This is a genomic window from Pseudoclavibacter sp. 8L (genome assembly GCF_902506465.1).
Taxonomy (GTDB): domain Bacteria; phylum Actinomycetota; class Actinomycetes; order Actinomycetales; family Microbacteriaceae; genus Pseudoclavibacter.
This window is the reverse complement of sequence record NZ_LR733186.1, coordinates 1,148,125-1,172,878: the sequence shown is the minus strand read 5'-3', so window position 1 is coordinate 1,172,878 and position 24,754 is coordinate 1,148,125. Positions and strand designations below refer to the sequence as shown.

The 24,754-nt window shown below is 69.2% G+C and carries 27 protein-coding genes; 20 read left to right on the top strand and 7 right to left on the bottom strand.

Annotated elements, in window-relative coordinates:
• Window positions 1–27 precede the first annotated feature (27 nt).
• Window positions 28–528: a hypothetical protein gene (locus tag GV007_RS12180; protein ID WP_104244293.1), complete on the bottom strand. Its 501-nt coding sequence runs from the start codon at window positions 526–528 to the stop codon at window positions 28–30.
• Window positions 525–1,262 carry an FHA domain-containing protein gene (locus GV007_RS12175; RefSeq protein WP_160072917.1) on the bottom strand — a complete coding sequence of 246 codons (738 nt, stop codon included), beginning with the start codon at window positions 1,260–1,262 and terminating at the stop codon, window positions 525–527. Before GV007_RS12175 ends, GV007_RS12180 begins: the two co-directional genes overlap by 4 nt.
• A gap of 141 nt (window positions 1,263–1,403) precedes the next feature.
• Here GV007_RS12175 and GV007_RS12170 point away from each other — a divergent pair, with 141 nt between their 5' ends.
• Both GV007_RS12170 and GV007_RS12165 read left to right on the top strand, forming a co-directional pair.
• Window positions 1,404–1,751: a hypothetical protein gene (locus GV007_RS12170; protein WP_160072915.1), complete on the top strand. Its 348-nt coding sequence runs from the start codon at window positions 1,404–1,406 to the stop codon at window positions 1,749–1,751.
• A gap of 25 nt (window positions 1,752–1,776) precedes the next feature.
• Window positions 1,777–2,085, top strand: a complete 309-nt coding sequence (locus GV007_RS12165) for a pore-forming ESAT-6 family protein (protein ID WP_160072913.1) — start codon at window positions 1,777–1,779, stop codon at window positions 2,083–2,085.
• A gap of 131 nt (window positions 2,086–2,216) precedes the next feature.
• On the opposite strand, the gene GV007_RS12160 is transcribed toward GV007_RS12165, so the two are convergent.
• The 5 genes from GV007_RS12160 to GV007_RS12140 are packed head-to-tail and all read right to left on the bottom strand — an operon-like array spanning window position 2,217 to window position 6,994.
• A complete protein-coding gene (locus GV007_RS12160) occupies window positions 2,217–2,723 on the bottom strand; it encodes a DUF6301 family protein (RefSeq protein WP_160072911.1) in 507 nt (168 codons plus the stop codon).
• Window positions 2,724–2,732: 9 nt separating this feature from the next.
• On the bottom strand, window positions 2,733–5,192 hold the full coding sequence (locus tag GV007_RS12155; protein WP_160072909.1) for a hypothetical protein: 2,460 nt from the start codon (window positions 5,190–5,192) through the stop codon (window positions 2,733–2,735).
• The gene (locus GV007_RS12150) at window positions 5,189–5,557 is read right to left on the bottom strand and encodes a DUF6507 family protein (protein WP_160072907.1); all 369 of its coding nucleotides are present in this window, start codon (window positions 5,555–5,557) and stop codon (window positions 5,189–5,191) included. The genes GV007_RS12155 and GV007_RS12150 overlap by 4 nt, the downstream gene beginning before the upstream one ends.
• 1 nt (window position 5,558) lies before the next feature.
• Complete coding sequence (locus GV007_RS12145; RefSeq protein WP_160072905.1) at window positions 5,559–5,894, bottom strand: hypothetical protein; 336 nt, start codon at window positions 5,892–5,894, stop codon at window positions 5,559–5,561.
• Between the two features lie 2 nt (window positions 5,895–5,896).
• Complete coding sequence (locus GV007_RS12140) at window positions 5,897–6,994, bottom strand: DUF6177 family protein (RefSeq protein WP_160072903.1); 1,098 nt, start codon at window positions 6,992–6,994, stop codon at window positions 5,897–5,899.
• 310 nt (window positions 6,995–7,304) lie between these two features.
• Between GV007_RS12140 and GV007_RS12135 the strand changes: the two genes are divergently transcribed.
• The 18 genes from GV007_RS12135 to GV007_RS12050 are packed head-to-tail and all read left to right on the top strand — an operon-like array spanning window position 7,305 to window position 24,753.
• Window positions 7,305–7,604 carry a phosphopantetheine-binding protein gene (locus GV007_RS12135; protein WP_160072901.1) on the top strand — a complete coding sequence of 100 codons (300 nt, stop codon included), beginning with the start codon at window positions 7,305–7,307 and terminating at the stop codon, window positions 7,602–7,604.
• 28 nt (window positions 7,605–7,632) lie between these two features.
• Window positions 7,633–8,847, top strand: coding sequence for a beta-ketoacyl-[acyl-carrier-protein] synthase family protein (locus tag GV007_RS12130; RefSeq protein WP_160072899.1), 1,215 nt, complete (start codon window positions 7,633–7,635; stop codon window positions 8,845–8,847).
• Entirely contained in the window at window positions 8,844–9,752 is a 909-nt protein-coding gene (locus GV007_RS12125; protein WP_160072897.1) for a hypothetical protein, read from the top strand. Before GV007_RS12130 ends, GV007_RS12125 begins: the two co-directional genes overlap by 4 nt.
• Window positions 9,749–10,807, top strand: coding sequence for a DUF4872 domain-containing protein (locus tag GV007_RS12120; RefSeq protein ID WP_160072895.1), 1,059 nt, complete (start codon window positions 9,749–9,751; stop codon window positions 10,805–10,807). The genes GV007_RS12125 and GV007_RS12120 overlap by 4 nt, the downstream gene beginning before the upstream one ends.
• A complete protein-coding gene (locus GV007_RS12115) occupies window positions 10,804–11,430 on the top strand; it encodes a 4'-phosphopantetheinyl transferase family protein (RefSeq protein ID WP_160072893.1) in 627 nt (208 codons plus the stop codon). The genes GV007_RS12120 and GV007_RS12115 overlap by 4 nt, the downstream gene beginning before the upstream one ends.
• Window positions 11,427–12,611 carry an ABC transporter permease gene (locus tag GV007_RS12110; RefSeq protein WP_160072891.1) on the top strand — a complete coding sequence of 395 codons (1,185 nt, stop codon included), beginning with the start codon at window positions 11,427–11,429 and terminating at the stop codon, window positions 12,609–12,611. Before GV007_RS12115 ends, GV007_RS12110 begins: the two co-directional genes overlap by 4 nt.
• The gene (locus GV007_RS12105; protein WP_160072889.1) at window positions 12,608–13,081 is read left to right on the top strand and encodes an acyl-CoA thioesterase; all 474 of its coding nucleotides are present in this window, start codon (window positions 12,608–12,610) and stop codon (window positions 13,079–13,081) included. The genes GV007_RS12110 and GV007_RS12105 overlap by 4 nt, the downstream gene beginning before the upstream one ends.
• Complete coding sequence (locus GV007_RS12100) at window positions 13,068–14,513, top strand: phytoene desaturase family protein (RefSeq protein ID WP_160072887.1); 1,446 nt, start codon at window positions 13,068–13,070, stop codon at window positions 14,511–14,513. Before GV007_RS12105 ends, GV007_RS12100 begins: the two co-directional genes overlap by 14 nt.
• The gene (locus GV007_RS12095; protein WP_160072885.1) at window positions 14,510–15,631 is read left to right on the top strand and encodes a beta-ketoacyl synthase N-terminal-like domain-containing protein; all 1,122 of its coding nucleotides are present in this window, start codon (window positions 14,510–14,512) and stop codon (window positions 15,629–15,631) included. The genes GV007_RS12100 and GV007_RS12095 overlap by 4 nt, the downstream gene beginning before the upstream one ends.
• On the top strand, window positions 15,628–16,389 hold the full coding sequence (gene fabG / locus GV007_RS12090) for a 3-oxoacyl-ACP reductase FabG (protein WP_160072883.1): 762 nt from the start codon (window positions 15,628–15,630) through the stop codon (window positions 16,387–16,389). Before GV007_RS12095 ends, fabG begins: the two co-directional genes overlap by 4 nt.
• Window positions 16,386–16,829, top strand: a complete 444-nt coding sequence (fabZ, locus tag GV007_RS12085) for a 3-hydroxyacyl-ACP dehydratase FabZ (protein ID WP_236558484.1) — start codon at window positions 16,386–16,388, stop codon at window positions 16,827–16,829. Before fabG ends, fabZ begins: the two co-directional genes overlap by 4 nt.
• Complete coding sequence (locus GV007_RS12080) at window positions 16,826–17,491, top strand: ABC transporter ATP-binding protein (protein WP_160072881.1); 666 nt, start codon at window positions 16,826–16,828, stop codon at window positions 17,489–17,491. Before fabZ ends, GV007_RS12080 begins: the two co-directional genes overlap by 4 nt.
• Complete coding sequence (locus GV007_RS12075; RefSeq protein ID WP_160072879.1) at window positions 17,488–18,204, top strand: flavodoxin family protein; 717 nt, start codon at window positions 17,488–17,490, stop codon at window positions 18,202–18,204. The genes GV007_RS12080 and GV007_RS12075 overlap by 4 nt, the downstream gene beginning before the upstream one ends.
• The gene (locus GV007_RS12070) at window positions 18,188–19,474 is read left to right on the top strand and encodes an ABC transporter permease (RefSeq protein WP_160072877.1); all 1,287 of its coding nucleotides are present in this window, start codon (window positions 18,188–18,190) and stop codon (window positions 19,472–19,474) included. The genes GV007_RS12075 and GV007_RS12070 overlap by 17 nt, the downstream gene beginning before the upstream one ends.
• Window positions 19,471–20,946, top strand: a complete 1,476-nt coding sequence (locus tag GV007_RS12065) for a carotenoid oxygenase family protein (RefSeq protein ID WP_160072875.1) — start codon at window positions 19,471–19,473, stop codon at window positions 20,944–20,946. The genes GV007_RS12070 and GV007_RS12065 overlap by 4 nt, the downstream gene beginning before the upstream one ends.
• Window positions 20,937–21,836 carry an ABC transporter ATP-binding protein gene (locus GV007_RS12060; protein WP_160072873.1) on the top strand — a complete coding sequence of 300 codons (900 nt, stop codon included), beginning with the start codon at window positions 20,937–20,939 and terminating at the stop codon, window positions 21,834–21,836. The genes GV007_RS12065 and GV007_RS12060 overlap by 10 nt, the downstream gene beginning before the upstream one ends.
• Window positions 21,833–22,711 (top strand): ABC transporter permease, encoded by an 879-nt coding sequence (locus GV007_RS12055; protein ID WP_160072871.1) that lies wholly within the window; start codon window positions 21,833–21,835, stop codon window positions 22,709–22,711. The genes GV007_RS12060 and GV007_RS12055 overlap by 4 nt, the downstream gene beginning before the upstream one ends.
• Window positions 22,708–24,753 (top strand): GNAT family N-acetyltransferase, encoded by a 2,046-nt coding sequence (locus GV007_RS12050; RefSeq protein WP_160072869.1) that lies wholly within the window; start codon window positions 22,708–22,710, stop codon window positions 24,751–24,753. Before GV007_RS12055 ends, GV007_RS12050 begins: the two co-directional genes overlap by 4 nt.
• The last annotated feature ends 1 nt before the right edge of the window (window position 24,754 follow it).

The following is a 24,754-nucleotide window of genomic DNA, read 5'->3' as shown; positions in this document are numbered from 1 at the left end:
TGCGACGGGTGGTCATCCGGAAGCCGCTCACTCGACGACCGTCAGCGTCTGCGGGTCGATCGTGATGCCGCTCGTCGGGTTCGTGTAGTAGCCCGTCGCCGGGTCGATGTACCAGCCGATCCTCGTGTCGATGAGCTTGCCCTCTGGGTCGGTGGCGTAGCCGGTCACGGGGTCGACGACGAACCCCGTCCGAGGGTCCGTGTACTCGCCCGTCGCCTGGTCGAGGAGGAAGCCCGTGGCCTCATCTTTCACGACCGTGCCGCCGGGCAGAACGGGGTTCGCCGCAGCCGCAGCCTGGAACGCGGAGATCGCCTCCTGCTGCTTTCGGTCCTCGAGGAGGTTCACGACGAAGCTCGTGCCGAGGCACGCGCAACAGATGACCGCCCCGAGGATGACGGAGCCGAGCAGGCGCCCCACGTTGGTGTTGACCGAGCGCCGCGTCGCCTGCGGTCCGTGCGCGAGCGCGCCCAGCATCCGCTCCCGGTGGGCGCGAGTCGTGTCGATGAGAGTGCGGTCGGTGTCGCTCAAGCCGCCACCCCCGATCCTGGGATGCTCGCGCCGGGCCGTCCGAGACGCACGCGCCGCGACCCGAGGGCGAGCACGGTGCCGAAGGGAACCGTGATGGCGGTCTCCGGCTGAAGCCTCCTCGGGTCTCCGCCAGCGAAGGCCCACGTGCCGCCGACGCTGCCGAGGTCGGTGACCAGCACGCCGTCGAAGTTCGGCTCGAGGCGCACATGCGTCGGCGCGAGACTCCGCGAGAAGTCGGGGACCGCGACGGGCCGCTGCCCCCTCGACGTGACCTGCGGCGCACGACCCACGATGATGACGCCGCGGACGACGTGACGCGAGCCGTCGTCGAAGTGCAGCTCCAGGTCTGGACTCGAGAAGCGCTGGGGAACACGCGTGGGCGGTGCGAGCTCGATGGGAGCCGGCATCAGCGCGAGCGGGTCGAGACCCTTGCGGATGTCGACCGTCATGCGCGCGCCAGCAAGCGGTCGAGCGGGCATCCCCGTCGAACGTGCGACGGTGCGCAGGCCGAGCAGCGCGTGGCCGGGGCTCGTGCCGAGGGCCGACCGCAGCCACCACCAGAGGCCCAGCAGCACCAGAGCTGCGGATGCTCCGACAAGCGCGGCGAACCCGCCGCTGATCCGCGCGGCCAAGAGCGACAGGCAAGCCACGACGACAAGTCCGAGCGCGACATCGACCACGACCGACCAGGCGCGCTGGCGGGTCGCCGCTGGGAGATCGGCCTGTTTCCACACGAGTGGCAAGGCTAGTCGGACGAACCGGACCCTGGGAGGGGAGAACTCCCCTCGAAAAAGTTGGACGAGGGCGGGGCGATCATGCTGAACTGACGTCTCCGGAGGACAACGCGCGCCGACCGCGGTGCTGGAGAGGATGCCATGAAGTTCGCAATGGAAGACCAGACACTGGTCACGCTCGGGAACAAGTCGCAGACCGAATCGGACGACCTCGGCGAGCTCGTCAAGCAGCTCTTCGACGCTGCAGAGCCACTCTCGTCCACCTTCAACGGACCGGCGAAGGCCAGCTTCAACAACTTCAAGGCCAAGACGGACGACATCTCGAACGCCCTCAACTCGGCGCTCGGCGGCATCGTCACGTCGATCAGCGGCCAGAACAAGGCGTTCGTCGCGGCCGCCGATGACGGCGCGGCAACCCACGAGGCGTCGTCGAACTCGACCGACTTCAGCTCCGAGTCCTTCCTGTCGCGCATCCGCCCGCAGGCCTAGCCTTCCCGAGAACCGGAGAACACGCATGTTCACGAACCAGATGGATCGCAACGACTACAACATCGGCTCCTCCGAGGCCACGCAGGCGAACTTCGAGCAGGTCGCCGCACGCCTCGAGTCGGCGCTCGACCGCCGCGACGCCGACGTCAAGCAGGCCATGGCCGACTACCAGGCAGACGGCGTCTCCGAGGAGTACGCGCACCTCGAGCAGCAGTGGAACTCGGCCGGCCAGCAGGTGCGCGACGTGATCGCCGCCATCCGCAACTCGCTCGTCGAGAACGACGACGTCGCACGCCGCGCTCTGTCGGCGGCACGCGCCTCGATCCCAGGCTAGGCCGCACCTCCGGACCCGGCCGCGTCTCTGCACGGCAGAGCACCGGACGCTGGCAGCCAAGACGGCGGCACGCTTCACGCGTGCCGCCGTCTTTCGTCGTCTCGGGTCGCTGCACAGTGCGCAGCGGGCTGCTACCGGTTGTCGTCTGCGGTGCCCGGATTGCGGCTCGGGTCGATGCCGAGACGCTCCTCGGCGCGTTCGACGTCGGCGAAGCGCTGTTCCTCGACAACGAGGAGCACCTTCTTCGGCACCGACTTCAGCCAGACGCGTCCGCCGTTGCCGAGTTCCCAGTAGGGGTCTCCCTGCTGCTGGCCCGACGGCGCCCCGAGCTGCGATTGCACCGCGTCTCGAAGGGCGATCGCCGCCTGAGAGAGGGCCGCAGAGTCGTCGCTCTTGTCGCTCACGGCGATCGTGACCTGCGAGATCGCCTCGTCCGCGACGAGCGAGCGCACGGTCGGGAGGCTCACCGGGTAGCTGGAACGGTGCTGCACGCCGCTCGGCGTCTCCAGCTTCGGCTGCCATCCGAGTTCCTCAGCCAGCGCCGCGTAGCCGTCCCGCCCAAGCGGCCACTCGACCGCGTCGAAGGCCGCGCAGACCGCACGCACCTGTTCGTCTGTCGCGCGCGAAAGTGCATCCATGGGCTGATCCTATCGAGGCAGGCCGAGGTTCAACTCGGCCGGGTTGAGGCCGAGCCTCTGGACGGAGATGCTGCCACCCGGGCTGGCCTTGACGAGCTGGTAGTCGACCCTGACCGAGCCGTCGGCCAGGCCAGCGGCGAGGGCCGGGTTGTCGCGCAGGTACGCGGCGAGGTTCGCGTCGTTGCGGAACACATCGTTGAAGTACAGCGTGGACCCCTGAGCCGCACGGCTGCCGTTCGGCAGAACGGTGCCGTCAGCCAGCGTCGTGCCGTCTGGGAGGATCCGGCCCGTCGTGCTGAGGCGCGCGCTGCCGCCCTTCGCCTCGGCGACGATGAGCGTCTGCGTGCCGTCCTCGCCGACGCGCAGACCGATCTGATCGAACGTCCCGGGGCCAGCCCCGTCGCCGTCAACCACAACCGTTCCGCCCTGCGTGGCGATCGCGTCGCGTGCCGCCTGGTCGCCCATCTGCTCGGACGCGTCCACCTGCGCCACGAAGGCCTCACGCTCGGCGCGGGCCGCGACCTCGAGGTCGGTGATCCGCTGCGACGCAGCGGCGTGCTCCTCCGGCGGCAGGTCCAGCTCATCGAGCTGATCGTTGAGCTCGTCGATGGTCGCCGTGATGTTGTCCTTGTTGAGCGCTCCGCCGTCGACATCGACCGTGAGATCGAGGTCGTTCAGGGCCGCGACCTGCTCGTTGCGGGTCTCGAGCGCCTCATGGCGGATCGCCTCCTGCTCGGAGCGTGTGCTGTGGTGCCCGTCGAAGTCCGCAGAGCGGTCGACACCGATGTCCGTCGGAGTGCGGTGCGCGGAGTGGGCGTCGATGTTCGAGGGCTCCACGCCGGGCGAATTGACCGGAGCGCCCGTCCGCGGGGACTCGCCGCCGGGCACATCGCCGCGAGGCGCATCGCCGCCTGGCACATCGCGGCCTGGCGCGGCCGAACCCGGCCCATCCGGCGCGTGCGCAGGCGGCGGGTCGAAGACGGGCGCGGTCGGCGAGCCCGGGCCGGTGCCCGGCACGGTTCCAGTCCCGGGCACGGTTCCAGTTCCGGGCACGGTTCCAGTTCCAGGCACGCCGCCCGTTCCCGGCACGGTTCCAGTTCCCGGCACGGTTCCAGTTCCAGTTCCCGGCACGGTGGTCGAGCCGGGCGCCTCGAGACCGAACGCGTTCGACACGGGAGGGACACCTCCCGTGGGAGCGAGCGCATCCACGACCCCGGTCGCGCCGACGTACGGCGTGATGCGCAGGCCGTCCGGTGAGAACCGGATGCCCCTCGTCGCGAGACCGACGGCAAGCGAGCCGCCGGGGATGGCGAAGTCGGCGGCGAAGGCACCGGCACGCGTCACGATCGACCCGACCCGGCCCGCCGTGGAGACGCCCTTGGCGATGTTCGCCCCTGGTATGAAGAACGTGCCGATGTTCGCAAGCGTCTCGGTGCCAGTCGCGACGGCGTCCTCCTCCCAGGCGTGGAAACCGTTCTCTCCTGCGAGCGCCGCCTGGTGGTCCCAGCCGATGAGGCTCCCCCAGCCGGTCGCGGCGACGTTCACGCGATCGTCGAACCACTGATCGGCCTCTGAGCCTGGAGCGACGAGCTTCACGGCCCAGGTCGTCGGCGACAGCACAACGGCCGTCGAGAGGGCGAAGTTGCCGAGCCCTCCCCAGGCTGCGCCCGCCTTGTCCCAGCCCCAGTCGCCGGAGACAGGGTCGCGGCCGATGAGCGACGCCGCGCCCGTCCACGTGCCGTGCCAGAAGTTGCCTGCGCCGTGCGCGACCGACTCGGAGCAGTTGCGGTCCTCATCGGCGGGGTAGCCCCAGGGCAGCTCCGTCGACGCCATGATCGCCTCGGCGGTGATCGCCTCGTCTTCCGTGACGTAGCTGCCCGTGCTGAGGGTCTCGAGGCCGGCCGCGCAGGTCGTCGCGGCGGCGGAGACGGTTTCGATGATCGCGGCGTACTCGGCGAGCAGCTCCTCGTTCTTGTCCCGTGCGGGGCCGTGCTCGGTCCACGAGATGTGCTCGGTCTTGTCGCCCAGCTTCGTGATGTCGGTCGTCGCCCACTCCCACGACAGCCCGTGCGCATCCCACACCGTGACGTTGTAACCCCGGAGAGCCTCCTGCCGGAAGGCGGCGGCTCGATCCTCGAGGCCCTTGAGGGTCGTCTTCACACCCTCGAGCTCCTCAGCGTAGGTGCGCAGGTAGCCGGCCGCGCTCGAGAAGCTCGTCTCGACGTCGGAGGCCGCGTTGGTCGCCGGCGAGATCGCCGCATACACGGACTCCTGCTCTGGGGCCTGGTACGAGGCGCCGATGCCCGCCCAGGTCGTGCTGATCGTCGACACCTTCTCGACGAGGCCAGTCCCCATGCCCTCGAGCGAGGTCGCCGAGCCCTCGATGACCGACGTGTCGAGGTCCGCGCTCTTGCAGACGAACGCAGACGGGTCGATGAGCCCGTCGCCGGTGCAGACTTCGATCGTCACGCGTCCCCCTGGTATCCGTGCTGTTCGAAGAAGCTGAAGTCGCCGTCCGAGCCGTCGGCGATCGCACCCTGGAACTCGAGCGCCATCTGCTCCTGCCCGTTGTTGTAGGCGTAGACGGCGTTGGCGACGCCCGCGACGCTCGCGTTCACGGTGTTGCCGACCGCGGTGACGTTCGACTGCTGCTCCGTGAGCAGCCCGGCGAGGGCCTCGGAGACTCCGACGGTGATGCCGCCGCCCCACGCGACCCCGGCCATGACGCCGTTCATGCCGGCCTCCGTGATCACGGTCGCGAGCTCTCCCTGCGTGGCCTGCACGCTCGTGAGCACGCCCTGCACGCCGGTTGGATCGATCTTCCAGTCGGACACGTCACACCCTCTCTGTCACTGAGCCGCCGATCGCCGAGGCGAGCCGCTCGGCGAGCTCACGCCCCTGCTGTGCCGCGCCCCTCGGCACGGTCACCTCCGTCCAGAGCCCGAACGCGGCAGGCGGATGCGCCAGCGCCGCGGCCGCGCTCGTCGCGTCCACGATCGGCTGGCTCTCGAAGAGCGTGAGCAGCGATGCGCCGTCGCCGTCGACGGCGTGGCGGACCGCGCCGCCCTCGAACGAGATGAGCTGCCCTTCCGGATGCGTGCTCGCGATGGCTCGCGCGACGGCCTCGTCGCTCGGCGCGACCTCACTCAGCAGGACCAGTTCGATGGGCATGCTCAGCTCCTCCCGACCTTGGTGTCGCCCGTTGCGAATTCCAGGGCGAGTGCGGACACGAGGCGCTCCTGATCGAGGTCGGAGGCGAACGCGCGCAGCTGGTGCCACAGCGGGTCGCCGCCGGAGAGACGGACGACCAGCGCTGGAGCCCTGCGGAGGCCGACGGTCGTGACGTCGTGTCGCTCGGCGAGCGCGTCGACGTCGACCGCGAGATCGCGGACGGCGCGGGCGCCGAGGAGGACAGCCAAAGGCTGCTCTGGCCTGCGCACGCCAGGGAGCCGCCCGGAGGAGCCAGCTCGCTCCTCGACCTCGCCGCAGGACAGGAGCGCGACATTCACGCGTGCCCGCTCTGCCAGCGCCTGCAGGGTGTCGAGGACCCGCGGATGCGCGGCGAGCGCACCCCCTGGCGCGTCGGCGAGCGTGGAGAGCGCCGCGTCGCGAATCGGCACGATGCCCCGCACGTGCTCGAGCAGGCCCGTCTTGGTCCGGGACGCTGCGAGGCTCACTGCCGTGCCGTCGGCACCGGATGCGTAGTGGCGCTCGGTGACGGGCATCTGCCGCCGCATGGACTCGGTGACGGCAGCATGCGACCAGCGCCCGGCGAGCGGTTCGACCACACCCCACCGTTCGAGCCCGGACCCGCCGAGACCCGCGACAAGCTGGTCGGCGACGCCGCCGATCAGAGTGCGCTCGTCGGCGCGGTCTCGCACGTACACGTCGAAGACGAACGAGGGGTCGGTGTGCTCGCGAAGGCGAGAGAGCGTCGGGTGCGCTTCTGGCACTCGGTCGGCCCGTGGCGCCCAGAAGTCGCCGAAGCTGGAGATGCGTGTTCCCCGGAAGGCGTCGAACATCGCGCCCTCGAAGGAGACGGCCCAGTAGCCTCCTGCGGCCTGGAACGCATCCGCGACGAAGGTGGACACGTGCGCGTGGTCGGTCGTCACGAGAATGGGCCGCAGGCGTGCGGCGTGGGCGTCCATGAGGAAGCGCTGCAGCGGCCTGGAGAGCGTCACGCGCTCTGCCGACGCCCAGTAGACCGTGTAGCCGCCGCCGGCCCCGTCAGCACCTCGTTCGTCGGAGAGCGGGTCGATGAACGCGGTCACGCGGTCACCTCCTGGCAGGCTCTGGCCTTGCTGAGCTGGCACGGCACGTGGAACTGGTGCGGCACTTGGGAACCTCCGGGCACTCGGACGAATCGCCAGATTATCTGGAGAACGGCGACACCCGAAGGGCAGTTCTCCCCTGGCGACCGATCGCCTCACGCGAGCAGTGCCACCCCCGCTCGACTGCCCCGCACGGCTCGGCCTCCTCCACAGACAGCAAGACGGGTTTGTTACTCGTGATTCCTCCTGCTACTGTCCGAAGTGCTACTTAAACGTAGCTCCCTGGGCGACGGACAAGAAGGAAATCATCATGGCGAACACTGACCTCGAGAACGACATCGTCGCGGCGATCGTCACCAGGCTGGGCTTGGAGATCGAGACGGCTGACGTCGACGTCAACGCTCCGATCTTCGCCGCCCTGGCCGAGGGAACCGAGTTCGAGGAGAGCTCCCTGAACCTCGATTCCATCGACATCCTCGAGGTTGTCCTCGCCCTCGGCAGCGCGTTCGACGTGGAGCTGCCGGACGACCAGCCTGAGATCTTCGGCTCCGTGCGGGCCATCGCCACCCATATCAGCGAGCAGCGTCCCCTCGACGCGCCCTCGTCCTAGACTGCGCCGCCCACCGACTGGTCCAGCAGTGCGCATCCTCATCACCGGCGTCGGGCTCCTCAGCCCGATCGGCAACAGCTTCACGGAATTCAGCGAATCGCTTCGAAACGGCGACTCGGGATTCGCGCCGATCACAACCTTCGACACCACCGAATTCCCGTACGACCGAGGCGCGATCATCAGAGAGCTGCCGGACGCGTTCGCGGCGTTCGCCGCGAATCGACCGGGATGGGAGACGGCCCAGCACTACGGAGCATTCTGCGCGAGCCGCGCCCTCGCAGACGCCGGCCTGTCCTCCGAAGAGCTCGACCCGTTTCGCACCGCGGTGGTCGTCGCCTCGTCGAACGCTGGCGTCGAGACCAGCCAGACGTACGCCGAGCAATCGCTGGCGGGAACCCTCGAGACGGGGGCGACCATCGTGCGGACGCCTGGAACCGTCGCGGCGTCGATACGATCCGAGTTCGGGCTCCGCGGCCCCCAGGCATCCGTGTCGACGGCCTGTGCCGCAGGAAGCAACTCCGTCGGACTCGCCTGCGACCTCATCACAGCTGGCCAAGCCGACCTGGCTCTCGCCGGCGGTGCCGAACCGTTCTCGATGCTGTCCTACTCCGGCTTCACGCTCCTCAAGTCCTTGACGCACGATGCGCTCCGGCCGTTCGATGAGCTCCGAGACGGCACCGGGCTCGGCGAGGCCGCCTGCATGTTCGTGCTCGAGTCCGAGGCGTCAGCCATCGCACGAGGCGCGCGAGTCTACGGCGAGATCGCAGGGTACGGGCTCTCCGACGACGCGCACCACGCGACGGCCCCCGACCCGAGCGGACGAGGGGCGGAGCTCGCGATCTGGCAGTGCCTCGATCAGGCGGGTGTGCTGCCCGCCGATGTCGACTACGTCAACGCGCACGGCACAGGCACGCGGTACAACGACGTCATGGAGCTGACCGCGCTGCGGAGCGTCTTCGGCGACGGGCTCCGCGCCATCCCCGTGAGCTCGACGAAGCCGCTGCACGGCCACACGCTCAGCTGCGCGGGCAGCATCGAGCTCCTCGCCTGCCTCGCCGCGATGGAAGGCGGCTTCGTACCGGGCAACTTCGGCCTCCGAGAGGCCATGAGCGGCTTCGAGGACCTCAAGCTGCCGACGCGCACCCTCGAGGATCACGGCGTGGACGTCGCCATCTCCACTTCGTTCGGCTTCGGAGGCAACAACACCTGCATCGCCGTGCGAAGCTTCCGGCCGCCGGCATGATGACCCACGGTCAGCCGGTCGGCCCCGCGATCCCGGCCGCCGCGCATCCCGTCGTCGCACCAGCGCAGCTCATCTTCGCCCACCTCGGCATCGAGATCGAGCCGCTCGCAGTCCGCGCCATGGCCTCCGCGTTTCGCTACGTCCGGCCCATCGCCGACGGTCGAGACGAGTTCGGTGGACTGGAGGCCGCCTTCGACCTGTTCGAGGCTTCGGGGTTCAACTGCGAGCAGTTCCGGACCACAGACAGCGCGCAGTTCCTCGAAGCCGCACGACGCGAGCACACGCTGACGGAGCGACGCTGGCGAGCGGCGCCGATGTACGCAATTCACCCCGAGACGGATCCGGCGACGGGTTCGAGGACTCTCCTCCCCGTCGCACTCAGTGAGTTCGACGCCGCATCGGTCCGCGTCACCTCGATCTACGCCGACCGTTCGCTCAGCTACCGCGAGCTCAGCAGCGCGTCCATGACGTCCTGGGGGTACGCCGCGCCGGTCCCCTCCCTCAGGGCGATCATCTCGCCGAGCCGATTCTCGTTCACGCGGCGGGCCGCACGTTCCCTGGGCCTCGCACTTCAGCGCATGAGGGTCGCGGAGGACGGCCTGTCGATGCTGTCGGACTGGCTTGACTCGCACCCCAACCGGGGTGACGTCGCCGCGTACCGCCGCCGACTTCGCGCGGTCTCCTGCGGTGACAGCGCCTACGGACGCACGCAGCTCATCGACGCCCTCGACACCTACGGCGGCGCCAATGCGCACGACGCCACGAGGCTGGGATTCCTGCGGTCCGCCGAACTGCACCGGGCGTTCCTCGACGGCGACGACACCGCGCTCACCGCGATTGTCGCGGTCGAACGAGCCGCGCTCGAGACGGTCCGCGTCTGGCGAGAAGCGGAGCCCGAGTCGTGAGCCTCACCGCGCGCACGAGCTGGCCGGAGACCTACCGACGCGGGTCGCACTGCTTCTCCACGATGCTCTCGAACGTCTTCGAGGGCACCGGGTTCGACCTCGACGAGGAGCTCTGCTTCGTCATAGGCGGCGGCTTCGGATTCCTCTTCCACCGCGAGGAGAGCACCTCCTACGTCAACGCCCGCATGCACGACCTCGAGCACTTCTTCGCGCGACGTACCGGCTCGCGCATCGAGTTCGTCTCGCATCCGGACGCGGACGCGATGACCGAGCGTGCACGTGACTGGTCGGAGCAGGGACTCCTGCCCTACCTCTACTGCGAGGCACGAGAGCTCCCCAGCTTCGCGGGTGTCCTCCCCTGGGACGAGGTCCACGCGTTCGGCGAGCACGCGCTTCCCGTCAGGACCGTCCTGCCGAACGGCGACCTGATCTGCAACGACTACCTGTGGTCGACGCCGCTCCCGGTGTCCGCCGCGAGCGCGGCCGCCGCGGCCTCGATGCCGAGCGATGGCTCCCTGCTCATGGCGGCGCCGGCACGGAAGTTCGCCGTCGGGCGAATCGTTCCGCCGAGGCTCGTCCCCGACCTCGACGAGGTGCTGACCGTCTCGCTCGCGGAGAGCGCCGAGCTGTTCCTCAACCCCGCGAACAACACGCAGGGAGAACGCGCCCTGAAGGCACTCGAACGCGAGCTGTCCTCGATGTCCGACGTGCTCACGACTCAGCAGATTCGGAGAGAGCTGCTGTCGATCTCGACCATGCTCGAGAAGATCGGGACCGGCGGCGGCGCTGGTCGACACCTCTTCTCACGCGGGCTGCGCGCAAGCGCGCGCCACCTCGGTCACGGAGACCTCGACGCGGTCGCAGACAGGTACGCGAGCCTCGGACGAGGGTGGCGCGCGTTCGCGAGTGCGCTCCGCGCCCATGCCAGGGCCGAAGACCCGAGAGAAGGCTGGGTCGACCTCGTCTCGCGGATGCGCGAGCTGCGCCGCGCGGAACTCGAGGCCGTCTCCCGGCTCTCGTCTCTCGCCACCTCCCTCCTTCGAGGCACCTCGTGATCGCGGTCAGCTGGCTGGACAGGACGGAGACGCGGCGTGCAACGTCGCGGACCGCGGGCTGGCAGCTGCGCCGAGCCGCGGGGCGTGCGCTCCTGACCGAGACGCTCGCTGAGTTCGGCGTGCACGACGCGCGGGTGACCCGTCGGCCTCCCGAGAAGCCTCGGCTCGAGACAAGCGGGCTCCACTTCTCGACGTCGCACTCGGGCGAGCTGTCCGTCTGCGCGGTCGCCCGCGAGCAAATCGGCATCGACCTCGAAATCGTCGGCTCACCCAGGGAGCGCCGGCTGGCCCGTGAGCTGCCGTCGCTGCGCTCGGGGTTCTTCACCCCCGCAGAACGCCGAGAGCTCGCGACGTCACCGGCTCGGCTGCTCGAGATCTTCGTCCTCAAGGAGTCCTGGGGCAAGCGTGCAGGGCGCGGGCTCGGCATCGGCTTCGGCGCTTTCGACGAACCCGGACTGCGCGCATCCCACCCTGATGTCGAGTTCACGCGGCTCGCCATCCCGGGTGCCGTCTGCATCCTGGCCCACCCCGTCGGCACCGAGATCAGCGTCCTCCGGCGCACGCCGACCGCTCTTCAGCTCGCTGCCGCGGCTGCCACCGATCGAAAGGAACGAGCCGCATGATCAGACTGGCGCTGCACGACGTCGTCCACTACCGGCGCGAAGCTGCAGGAGTCGTGAGCCAGGTGGCCATCGGCATCGCGCTGTTCGTGATCGCGCTCTCCTTCGTCGGCTCCATCGGCCAGAACGCCGACCGGCTCGTCTTCGGGAGCGTCGGAGCGACGTGGCTCGTCGAGCCGAGCGCCGACGCCGCCCTCAGCTTCGACGCTGCGGCGGCGCAGCGCTTCTCGTCCGCGAGCGGCGCGGAATCGGTGCGGCCCCGGCTGCAGCTCACCGCGAACATCTCGAACCCGAACGGCACGAGCGCACGCCCCGAGAGCGCATCGGTGAGCCTCATCGGCGCCGATCTCTCCGCAGAACCGCAGCTGGCCGACAACCTCGGACTCCCCGCGGAACGCATCGGCACGCAGCACATCGAACTCCATGAGAAGACCGCGAGCCGCCTCGGGGTCACAGCGGGAGACGAGGTCAGCGTCTCCGTGGCCGGCGTCGAGATCAGCTACACCGTCGATGACGTCGTCACCCCAGACATCCAGAGCTTCGTCATGGAGAGCTGGGCGATCGTCGACCGCGTCAGCCTCGCCGAGCGTGTGCACGGCGACCCTGGCAGCGTCAACACGATCCTCGTCGACGCCGATGACGACGAGTCGGCGCGAGCCGGGATCACCGCCGCTGCCGCCGAACTGGGCACCCCGAGCACGGTGTCCTCCTGGTCGGAGACGAGCTGGTCGGCCCTCATGCTCGGCCCGAAGATCTGGGGCATCCTCCTTGTGTCCATCTTCACGTTCACCTACGTCGTCATCTGCATCGGCCTCACCTCGCTCATCTACTCGGCCATGCTCTCCCGCGTCGGCGACCTCGCCGTGCTGAAAGCCGTCGGAATGCGCGGCGGGACGCTGCGGCGGATGTACCTCGCGGAGGTGGTTGCCCAGTTCATCGTCGGATACGCCGTCGGCGCCCTCCTCGCCGTCGCCACGGTGGCCGTCGTGAACTTCCTGGAGGTCTCCTCCACGGACTCGGCCTTCGCGTTCGCCGTGGGGTCGACGAAGCTCCACCTCGACCCGAGCTGGTGGGCATTCGCTGCCCCCTTCGCCATCGGCATCACGTTGACCGGGGCAGTGCTCTGGTTCCCGGTCCACGGAGTGTCGAAGCAGCCCGCGCTCACCTTGCTGGAGCTCCGATGAGCGGCCGCAGCGTGAACGAGACTCGGTTCTCCATCCGCTTCAGCGAGACCGACATGGCCGGCGTCTTCCACCACAGCAACCTGTTCACCTGGTTCGAGGTCGGACGCTTCGCGCTCATCGACGAGCTCACCCGCGGCGGGAGCCTGCTCGAAATCGAGGGAGACACGCTCTTCGTCCCGGTCACCAGGACGCGAGTCTCGTTCCTCGGCCTCGGACGCTTCGGCGACGAGCTTCGCCTCGAGACCTTCCTGAAGCCGCAGGCGACCACGAAGCTCGTCTTCTACTACCGCCTGACCCAGGTGCGCGACGGCAGCCCCGTGGCGATCGGCGTGACCGAGCACGTCGTACTCCGGGGCACCAACCGGTTCCTCTTCAGATGGCCCGAGTCGACGAGGCACCGCATGGACAGCTTCTTCGCGGAGCACCCGGACGCGGTCACCGACGGAAGGGAATTCGATGCCAAGCTCTGAGTGCATCGTCGTCGGCAGCGGCATGGCCGGCCTCGTCGCGGCGGCCCGCCTCACGGCGCACGGCCACCACGTCACGGTCCTCGAGCAGCGCGAGCAGGCCGGCGGCTACTTCGGAGGGTTTCGGAACGACGCCGGCGACCACTTCGACCTCGCCGTCTCGCACCTCCTCGGTGGCCACCCCGGAGGGGCACTCCACACCCTGCTCCACGAGCTCGGCCTCGAGCACGCCGTGCACCTCGAACCCGTCGACATCGCCGACGTCATGGTCATCGGCGATCGACGCATCACCCTGCCGACCGGCCTCGACCGGCTCCAGAAGAGCCTTGGAGTCCAGTTCCCGGAGTCCACGGCAGATCTGACCGCGTTCTTCGGCTTCATGCGCGAGTTCCTCGGCGGTGCCGACGACGACGGCTCGCAGGACAAGGGCCGATTCATGATGCGGAACTACCGGCGAGGCTTCGAGGAGTTCTGCACGGCCACCATCGCCGACCCGCTGCTGCGCACTGCGCTCGCCATGCGCATCCAGTGCGACGAGTCGTCACTCATGATCATGGCCGGCTTCTTCACCGAGTGCTACGCGAAGGGGATGGTCTCCCTCCGAGGAGGCATGCGCACGCTCGTCGACGCCCTGGTCGGGTACATCACCGCGACGGGTGGCGAGGTGCTCCTCGGCGCGGAGGTGACCGCACTCCTCGCCGCCGACGGAATCGCGCGGGGCGTTCAGCTCGCGGACGGCTCGACGAGAGCAGGGGACGTCATCCTCTACAACGGCGACGTCTTCGCGCTCGAGCGGATGCTGTCCGAGCACGGAGGCACGGGCATCGTCGTCGAGGGTCGGCGACGCGGGCACTCCTCGCTGAGCCTGTTCCTCACGCTCGAGGGCGTCGACCTCTCACGGTTCGCGGGCGCCGCCCGCCACTACCTCACGGACACCGACGATGTGTTCGAGACCTATCGGGTGCTCGAGACCGGCAGGCTGCCTCACCACCCGGTGATCAAGCTGCACTTCCCGAGCCGGATCGACCCCTCCCTAGCGGCACCGGGCCGAGACCTCATGCGCGTGGAGGTCGACATGTACCACGACGAGGAAGCCCACGACGAGGCCTTCTACGACGAGTATGCGCAGGCCATCGAAGGCCTCGTCGCGAGGCTCCTCGTCCCAGAGCTGCGCGAGCACTGCGTGTACCGCAGGGTCGCGACCCCGCTCGACTACCTGCGCTGGTTCGGGCACCGAGGCGGATCGGCGACGGGCTGGGCCCACGACGTCGACAACTACCTGGTGCGCCGGATCAGCCAGCGCACCAGCCTGCAGAACACCTTCATCACCGGCCAGTGGGGCGAGCACGGATCGGGCCTGCCGCAGCTGATCGCGTCCGCAGCGAGATCCATCTCCCTGGCAGAGAACTGGCTGAGAAAGAGAGCACAGCAATGACGACACCCACGCTCATCACCGGCCTCGGGGCGATATCGCCCCTCGGCCTCCACCTCCAGGACCACGCGGCGTCCACCGGCGCGCTCGACCGATTCGGCTGGGCCTTCGCCGACATCGACGAAGCCGAGGGCCTCGCGTCGCGTGGAACGACGCAACTCGGACACGAGACCCGGCCGATTCCGGAGGGCTTCAGCATCACGGACTACGTGAAGCCCGTGGGACTCCGCCGCAAGAAGCGCTTCAGCCAGGTCGCCATGGCGGCCGCCACCGATGCCTTCACCTCGGCGCAGCTCGGCGAGCGGCCAGCCGACCTCGAGCGAGTCGGCGTGGTCACCGGCACCGAGTACGGACCGCAGAGGGTCGTCAGCGAGTACCTCGAGGGTCTCCTCGGCGGCGGGCTCCAGCAGGCGAGCCCCGGGCTCTTCACGCAGACCGTCTACAACGTGGCCAACGGCCAGGCGAGCCTCGCCCTCGGCCTCAAGGGAGCCAACTCGACCCTCGTCGGAGGGTCAGCGCTTGCCTACGCCGAGCTGCTGCTCGCCTCCGGAAAGGCGGAGGTGATGCTCGCCATCTCCCTCGACGAGACCAACCAGATCATGACCGAGTACTTCGACCGCGTCTTCGAGGACCCCCGGGGGGTCGCCTTCACCTTCGCCACCGGGGAAGCGGCAGCCGTCGTCGTCCTGGAGTCGGCCCGGTCGGCCGAGGAACGCGGTGCGACGCCGCTCGCGACGCTTCTGAGCACGGCCTCGGCTTCGGCCGCAGGCGCAGGCGTCAGCTATCTGGACTGGCAGCCCGACGACACGACCATCGAGCATTCGATGCGGCTGGCGCTCGAACGCGCGAACCTCGCCATCGACGACGTCGACACGGTCGTCGGCACCGCGAACGGACTCGAGGGGCTCACGCGGAGCGAGCTCTCCGCCATCCGCGCCATCGGCCACCGCGGCAGCGTGCTGCTGCCGAGACTCGCGACCGGCGAGTGCTTCGGCGGCAACGAGGCGATCGCCCACATCATCGGCCTGCAGGCATCCGCGCCCGGCTCGAGAATCCTCACGACCGTGGCGACCGTCAACGGCGGCGTCACCTCGACGATCACTCGGAAGGCGGCAGCGTGAACGCCCATCGTCACCTCGCAGGCACCACACGCGTCTGCGTCACCGGCGCAACCCGCGGAATCGGACTCGCCGTCGCGGAGCGCTTCCTGCACAGCGGGGCTCGCGTCGCCGTGAACTACCGGAGCGCTCGGAGCGAGACCATGTCGGTGCTCGAAGGCCTCGAGCACCGCTACCCGGGCCAGGTGCTGCCGGTCAAGGCGGATGTCTCCTCCTTTGCCGAGGTGAAGGCCATGTTCGCCGAGATCAAGGCCGCGTGGGGTGGGCTCGACGTGCAGGTCAACAACGCGGGCCACGCCAAGGACGGATACGCGCTCATGATGAGCGAGCAGTCCTGGCGTTCGGTGGTCGACACCGACCTGTCCGGGACCTTCTCCTGCTCGAGGCAGGCAGCCTGGCTGATGGCCGCCGCCAAGCACGGGACCATCGTGAACATCGCCTCCGTGAGTGCCCTCACGAGCCCGATCGGGCAGGCGAACTACGCGGCAGCGAAAGCCGGCGTCATCGCCCTCACCAAGACCCTCGCGAAGGAACTCGCGACGTTCGGGATCCGGGTGAACTCAGTCGCTCCCGGCTTCATCGACACCGACATGCTCGCTTCGCTGCCGCAGCCGACGCGCGACGACTACCTGAAGCTGATCCCCCAGGCTCGCTTCGGGCGGGCGGCGGAGATCGCGGACGTCGTCCAGTTCCTTGCGGGGCCGGGCGCCTCGTACATCAACGGGCACTGCCTGGTGGCCGATGGCGGGCTCACCGCATGAATGGCATGAGTGGCGCCGCGACCACGCGCGACCTCATGGCGAGGCTCCCCCACCGGTACCCGTTCCTTCTGCTCGACAGGATCGAGGAGCTCGTGCCCGGAACCTCGGTCCGCGCGATCAAGAACGTCACGGTCAACGAGCCGCACTTCGCGGGCCACTTCCCCGGGAACCCGATCATGCCCGGAGTCCTGATCCTCGAGGCGATGGCCCAGGCAGGGGGCCAGCTGTTCGACATCGGGGATCGGCTCTGCGTCCTCGCCCGAATCGACACCGTCCGCTTCCGGAACGCCGTCGTCCCCGGCGACCGACTCGTCCTCGACGCACGGGCGATCGCGATGCTCGCCTCCATGGGGAAGGTCGAGGCGACCGCGACCGTCGACGACCGCATCGTCGCGAGTGCCGACATCACCTACAGCTTCCTCGAAGGACGTACCGCATGATCACGACGCAGGACCTGACCAAGACGTATGGCGAGGGCACGAGCGAGGTGCGCGCGAACCGCGGCATCTCTCTCGAGATCGCGGCCGGCGAGTTCGTCGTGCTCGCGGGCCCCTCCGGATCGGGCAAGACCACCCTGCTCAACCTCATCGGCGGGCTCGACACGGCGACCTCAGGCTCGATCAGGGTCAACGGCGCTGAGCTGACCCGCCTCTCGCCTCGCGAGCTCTCCGACTTCCGCCGCGATCAGATCGGCTACGTGTTCCAGAAGTCGAACCTCGTCGGCTCCCTCTCCGTCTACGAGAACGCCGTCCTGCAGCTCCGAGTCCAAGGTCGGCTCACGCGAGGAGCCGCAGCCAGGACCCGCGAGCTGCTGACCGCTGTCGGCCTCGGCGACAAGCTCACGGCGCTTCCGCGCCAGCTGTCGGGAGGCCAGCAGCAGCGCGCGGCGATCATCCGCGCCGTCACGAGCGGAACCGCGGTCGTCGTCGCCGACGAGCCGACGGCGAGCCTCGACGGGCGCAACGCGGACGGGGTCCTCGATCTCCTGCGCCTGCTCAACGAGCGGGACGGCACGACGATCGTCGTCTCGTCTCACGACGACCGAGTCCTGGCAGCGGGGAGACGCATCGTGCACCTCGTCGACGGGCGGCTCGCGGCGTGAAGATCCTCGCCATCCACTCCAGCCCGCGGCCGAGGAACCTCAGCCACACGGCGGTGATGCTCGAAGCCTCCCGCGCGTACCTCACCGAGCAGCGCCCGGCCTGGCGGTACGAGGAGACCGCGCTGTGGAACCTGGACATCACGACGTGCGACGGCAACGGCCGCTGCTTCCGTCGAGATGGATGCACGTTCGTCGACGACGCGGAGACCCTGATCGACGCGATGCTCGCCGCGGACGGCGTCATCCTCGCGAGCCCGAACTACTGCGCGAACGTCAACTCGACGATGATGCGCTTCATCGAGCGGACGACGCGCCTGAGCCACCGGCAGCTCCTGGCGGGCAAGGGGGCGCTCGCGATGTCGACGTCCGCGAGTCCTTTCGATGCCCCGTACGCGGCCGAGTACCTCAGGCGAGTGCTCGGGAGCTACGGTGCCAGCGTCGTCGACGTCTGCAACATCGGCAGCCCCATGATCGTGTTCGACTACGGCGACACTGCGCCGGGCAAAGCCATGCGGGCATCTCTCGACGCCTTCATCTCGGCTGTCGAATCGCCCAGCGAGCACGTCCCCGCAGAGACCTTCGGCGTCGACATCCGGCGATCGCTTCGAGAGCACCCGGACGTCGCGAAACGGCTCTTCCGCAGCGACGAGCGGTACTTCGCGGAGCAGGACCGAACCACGAAGGAGAGGGCGACAGATGACGCGAGCCACTGACCCAGAGCCGACCGAGCGCCCCGGATCGACCGCAGGGCGCGAAACGCCAGGGGAGAGTGCGAGCCTCGACCTGCGCTACAAGCTCCACATGGCGGTGTCCATGATCCGCGCGAACCCCCGCAACGCCCGGACCTTCACGAGCGTCTCCGTCGCGACGTTCGGACTGCTGCTCTCGTTCGCTGCGATCACCGCGATGGGCACCATGATGACGCAGTCGGCCAGCGACATCATCAGTGGCGACGTCTCCGCGTTCGCGGACGGGTACGAGTACTCGATGCTCAACCCCGAGTCCGACGTCGTCACCTACATCGCGGACGCCGAGTCCACGCTGCAGCGCGTCGCGGGAGCCGAGGGCGTCGAGCAGGTGCGGCCGCGTCTCACGGCCGGCGCGAGCATGACGATCAAGGCACAGGATGCCGGGGTTGTCCTCGTGGGCTCGGACATCGCCGCGGAAGGCTACGAGATCGTCGCAGGGCAGGCCCCGGCAGGCGCAGCCCAGGTCTGCATCAACATCGCTCAGCGAGACGAACTCGGCATCGACGTCGGCACGAGCGTGCGCCTCTCGGTCGCTGGCGCGCCCGTCGATGCCGGTCCCATCACCGCCGACGTCGTCTGCGTGTACGACAACAGCCGCTTCGGGCTCTTCCGCTCCAGCTCCGTGGTCATGGACATCGCCGGCATGCAGCAGATCCTGGATCGGCCAGACGCCATCACGCAGATCCTCATCACCCTCGCCCCGGGTGTCGACCCCGCGACAGCGGCGGCGTCCCTCGGCGCTGATGCTCCCGGGCTGCAGTTCCTCACGTCGAAGGAGACGGCCGGCCTGATCTTCACCGTCCTCGCCGCGCAGCAGGCGATCATGTGGGCGCTCGTGATCGTCGCGGCGCTCATCTGCGCGGTCCTCATCGGCAACGTCGTCGGGTTCTCCCTGCGTCGCGACCGACGCGAACTCGCGACAATGCGGACGATGGGGTTCAGCGCGAAGGACATCGAGACGGTTTACGCCGTGCAGGTCCTGCTCATCGGGCTCGGGATGGTCCTCATCGGCACTGTCGCAGCCATCATCGCCGTCGTGATCGCAGGTGCCGTCGGCATCCCGATCGGCGACGGGCAGCAGCTGTTCGGGGGCGACACCCTCCGGCCCTCGCTGAAGGTCTCGGACGTCCTGCTCACCGGGGGACTCATGATCGCCGCGCAGCAGGCCGCGAACGCCCTCGCCGCTCGGAAGCTGCTCTCCCGCTCACCGGTGCAGATGGCGGAATCCGCATGAGGAACACGGGGGCTCGTTCCCCGTTCCGGAAGGGGTCGTTCGCGCCGGTCGCTGAGGAGGTGACCGCCTTCGACCTGGCGGTGACCGGATCCATCCCGACCGACCTCGACGGCCGTTACCTCCGAAACGGGCCCAATCCGATCGGCGTCGAGCACGCGAGGTTCCACTACTTCCTCGGTGCCGGCATGATCCACGGCGTGCGCCTCAGGGACGGCCGCGCCGAGTGGTACCGCAACCGCTGGGTCCGGCAGAGCCCCGTCACGCGAACGCTCGGCGAACCCCGACGCGCGTACTCGGTGCTCGGCGGCGTCGACACTCCATCGAACATCAACGTCGTCGGGCACGCTGGCAGGATCCTGTCCCTCGGCGAAGGCGGGACGCTCCCGTTCGAGCTCGACGCGAGCCTCGAGACGGTGGGCCCGTACGACTTCGACGGCAAGCTGCGGGCCGGCCTGTCCGCGCATCCGAAGACTGACCCGGAGACCGGGGACCTCCATACGGTCGGCTACTTCTCCGGGTCACGATCCGTCGAGTACTGCGTCGTCTCCGCGCGCGGTCAGCTGGTCCGCTCGCAGTCGATCGAGCTGCCCACGGCCACGATGATGCACGACTTCGCGCTCACGAGCGAGCACGTGATCCTCTTCGACCTGCCCGCCAAGTTCAGCGCACTGGCCGCCGCCGCTGGAGACCCCTTCCCGTTCCGCTGGAGCTCCGCGGCGCAGGCGCGGCTCGGCGTCTTGGCCCGAGGCGACGAGCGCGCAGGCGTGACGTGGTTCGACCTCGACCCCGTCTGGATCTACCACACGGTCAACGCCTTCGAATCGGACAACGTCATCACCCTCGACGCCATCACGCACCCCTCCATGTTCGCCACGCGTCGCGGTTCCATCGAAGACCACGGCACCCCGTCGCTCGAGCGATTCACGCTCGACCTCACCCGCCGAAGCGTGGTCCGGCGCCGACTCGACGACACCCCGCAGGAGTTCCCGCGCATCGACGACCGCCGCTCCGGCCGCCGAAACCGCTTCGCCTACACGTCAAGCGCCGGTGAGCTCGTCGCGACCTGGCGGACCGGGCCGAGAGAGCTCGACGACGTCCCCGACTCGGAATTCGACAACGTGCTGTTCAAGCACGACCTGGACCGCGGCTCCGCGCAGGCGCGGCGGCTCGGCACCGACGCGGCAGTCGGCGAGGCGATCTTCGTCCCGCGAGCCGGGAGTGCCCAGGAGGACGACGGCTACCTGCTCTGCTACGTCCACAACCCGCAGCGGAACGCCAGCGACCTCCTGATCCTGAGCGCCAAAGACTTCGGCGGCGACGAGCTCGCGCGCATCCACCTCCCCGCGCGCATCCCGCTGGGTCTGCACGGCAGCTGGATCCCCGCCCACGACGACGGCCCGCAGGCAGGGCCGGACCGCCGCGAGCACCACACGGCCATGGCGCAAAGCACGAAGGAGAACTGGTGTCGGTAGAGGTCGAGAGACTCAGCAAGACGTACGGCGAGCTCGTCGCAGTGGACGAGCTGTCGCTCTCCGTCCCCGGAGGCTCGGTCTTCGCCTTCCTCGGGGAGAACGGCGCAGGCAAGTCCACGACCATCGGGTGCATCACGACGACGCTCACCCCCACCTCGGGCACGATCACCGTCAACGGCTTCGACGTGCAGACGGAAGCGCAGCGGGTGAAGCGCACCATCGGAGCCGTCTTCCAATCGTCCCTGCTCGACCCGCTCCTGACCGTGCGGGAGAACCTCGAGATCCGGGCGGGCTTCTACGGGCTCAGCAAGCAGGAGACCAGAACCCGCACCGCCGAGCTCGCAGGCCTCGTCGGCATCGAGCCCATCCTGAACCGACGGTACGGTCCGCTCTCCGGCGGGCAGCGGCGCCGGGCGGACATCGCGCGGGCACTCATGCACCGACCGACCGTGCTGTTCCTCGACGAACCCACCGCCGGACTCGACCCGCAGTCGCGAGAGCTCATCTGGTCGACGATCCACGACATCCGCCGAGATCAGGGCACCACCATCTTCCTCACCACCCACTACATGGAGGAGACGGAGAACGCCGACGAGGTCTGCGTCATCGACAAGGGGCGGATCGTGGCGGCCGGGACACCGGCCCAGCTTCGCGCCGAGTTCAGCTCGAGCGTGCTGACGCTCCGCGTCGACGACCCAGCGGAGGCCCTCCGCCTCTGCGCGGCCTCCGGCATCGACGTGCGCCGAGAGGGCGATGATCTCCGGGTCACCGTCTCGTCATCGACGGAGGCGCTCGACCTCCTGCGTCGCCTCCGAGTCCGAGACTTCGAGTTCCGACACGGCACCATGGACGACGTCTTCCTCGCACTCCTCAAGGGGGTCGCCGCATGAGCAGCATCTGGCTCCTCACGGGACGCAACCTCCGTCTGTTCTTCCGCGACCGGATCGGCGTCTTCTTCTCGCTGCTGTCCGCGATCATCCTGATCGCGCTCTACGCGCTCTTCCTCGGCGGACTGCAGGTCGACACCCTCCGAGCCTCGTTCCCGCAGGCCGCCGACGCCGACGTGCGCTGGTTCGTCGACTCGTGGGTCTTCGCGGGCATCACGATGATCACCACCCTCACGACCGCCATCGCCGGCCTCGGCGTCTTCGTCGACGACAACGTCACCGGTCGCTTCCGGGACTTCATGGTGTCGCCCCTCCGACGCTCCCAGGTGGTGCTGGGCTACCTCATCGCCGGATTCATCATCTCCGTGATCATGACCACGGTCATCATCGTGATCGGCCAGCTCTACCTGCTCACGCAGGGGCACCCGCCCCTGACACCGGGCAACCTCGGGACGACCTTCGCCTTCGTCCTCCTCTCGAGCGCGACCTTCTCGGGGCTCGGCGCCTTCATCGTCACCTTCCTGCAGACGGCCGGCGCCTTCACCGCGGTGTCAACCGTCATCGGGTCGCTCATCGGGTTCTTCTCCGGCGCGTACGTGCCGGCCGGCACGCTGCCCGCCGGAGTCGTCACGATGATCAACACGCTGCCCTTCGCCCAGGCCGCCATGCTCATCCGGCGTCCGTACACCGACCAGGCAGCCAGCGCCCTGGCCGGCGGCGACCAGGCCGCGCTCGACGGGATCCGGGACTTCTACGGGATGACCGCGAGCATCGGCTCGCTCGAGCTGACCGCCAGCGTCGCGAGCCTCGCCCTCGCCGCCGTCTTCGCGCTCTTCCTGAGCCTCGGAGTGTGGCGCCTCTCCGCGAAAATCCGATGACCACCAGGATCAGGCCCTTCGACGCCGCCACGGACGCGGACCGGGTCGCCCGCTTCATCAACGACCACGGGACCGGGCCCGCCGTGACGGGACTGCCGCTTGACGGCGCATCCCTGCTCGCGAGCATCCAGGAGACCGGAGTGCGCCTCCTCCTCGTGGCGGAGAGCCGAGGCGCGATCGTCGGCACCCTCGCCTACGCGCGCATGTCCGGACGCCGGGTGGCGCCAGAAGGCCACCTCTTCGCCGTCATGTTCGTCGTCGAGCGCACACTGCGAGGCGGCTTCCTCGTCGGCGAGCTGTTCGCCGAATCGTTCCGGCGCTTCCCCTCGCTCGGCCTGCGCACCCTGCGACTCGAGGTCGACCCCGCCAACCAGCGAGCGTTCCCGCTCTACGTGCGCGTCGGCTTCCGCAACGTGGCCTCCCCGAGACCAGACGAAGACGGCTACCTGGAACTCGTGAACCACCTCCCGGGGATCTCATCGACCCTCGTCCCCGGAGAGTCCGGCCTCGTGGGCCCGAGCGGGCCGGGATCCGAGACACGATCACTGCGGGCGGCTCGGGAGGAGTCGCTCACCGGCGGTGTCCGCATCGACGGAGCCGGACGGACTCTCATCGACTACCAGCTGCGCATCGGCACGAGCCGGATCGAGGCGGTCGTGCACGACCAGACGGGCGAGCTCGTCTCGGGGAGCGTCGACGGCGAGCCGGCCGAGATTCCGGATGCGGAAGTCGCCCCTCAGTCGCGAGCGGCGCATCCGCCGCTGCGCCACGAGCACGGCGGGTTCCGCGCCGAGCTGGACGTCGAGACGGGCACCCTGACCGTTCGGCACAGGGACCGGCTCGGCCCGGTGCTCGTCGACGCGTTCCCCGTCTGCGGCGACACCCCGGCAGGCGTGCGGCGGCCAGCGGTCACGCGGGTGAGCGTCAGCCAGCACGGCGGCGCCTGGACCACCACCTCGGAGCACCTCACCCGGGTCGTCACCGTCCGGCGCGGGAGCATCGAGCTCACCGTCACGCAGAACTGCGGCCACCTCCTCACCGCCTCACCCTGGAGCGGGTTCCGCGACGCCGAGCTGACGGTCTCGGCGCGCGGCCGAGACGAGCGCTCGGCCCACGTGGTGCGCGGGATCTGGCCTCCCGAGGCCACCGACTTCGAACCCGCCGTCGGCCCTGCCCACACGTACGAAGCGCTCGGCGTGCGAGCGAGCTGGCACGAGAAGCACCACGGAATCGGCATCGACGTGACCGGACTCACCTCGGGCATCTGGCGAGTCGAAGGACCGCATCTAGCCCGAATCAGCGGGCACGGCACGATCGCCTACCGCATCGAGCTCCGCGACGGGCAGCAGAGGCGGATGCCCATGCCGACACCGACACCGATGCCCATGCCAACGCCGACGCCCCGAGGGCCGCGAACGCGCGCCCCACACGAGGCCGACGGCCTCACTCCTGGGGGCGGCCTCGACGTGTCGGCCGCGACGGGCCTCCACGCCTGGCGGCATCGCGGCATCCACGTGCTGGAATCCTCCCAGCCACGCAGTCGCTCCATCGGGCCCCTCAACCGCCTGCCAGCAGCAGCCTGGGTCGCACGCCTCCGCGACCGGACGACGCCAGACCACGGCGTCGAATGGGCGCTCCACGACGCCAGCTTCGCCCTCGACGGCTCCAGCGGAGACGAACGACGCTGGAGCGTACAGCCGAACGCCGACTTCTCCGCGATCGACATCTCCCTGAGCGATCCGACCCGAGCACCCGGCACCGACGACCTCGCGGTCTTCGTCTTCGTGCCGGCGACCGCCGAGCACATCGACTTCGGCGACGGACCGGACGCGAAGCGCCTGAGCATCGCGGGAGCACCCTGGCGCACCTGGACGCGTGCGTTCCGGTTCCCGACCCCCGCCGGCGACGTGCTGGTCGAACCCACCGACGGTGACTACACGGAGGTGCTCCTCCGCGCCGGACCAGCCGGCGTGCTCGCGACGCTCCTCGCACGCCCAGCAGGCGAGGAGCGTCACGCCCGCTGGCGCTTCACCCTCGTCTGAC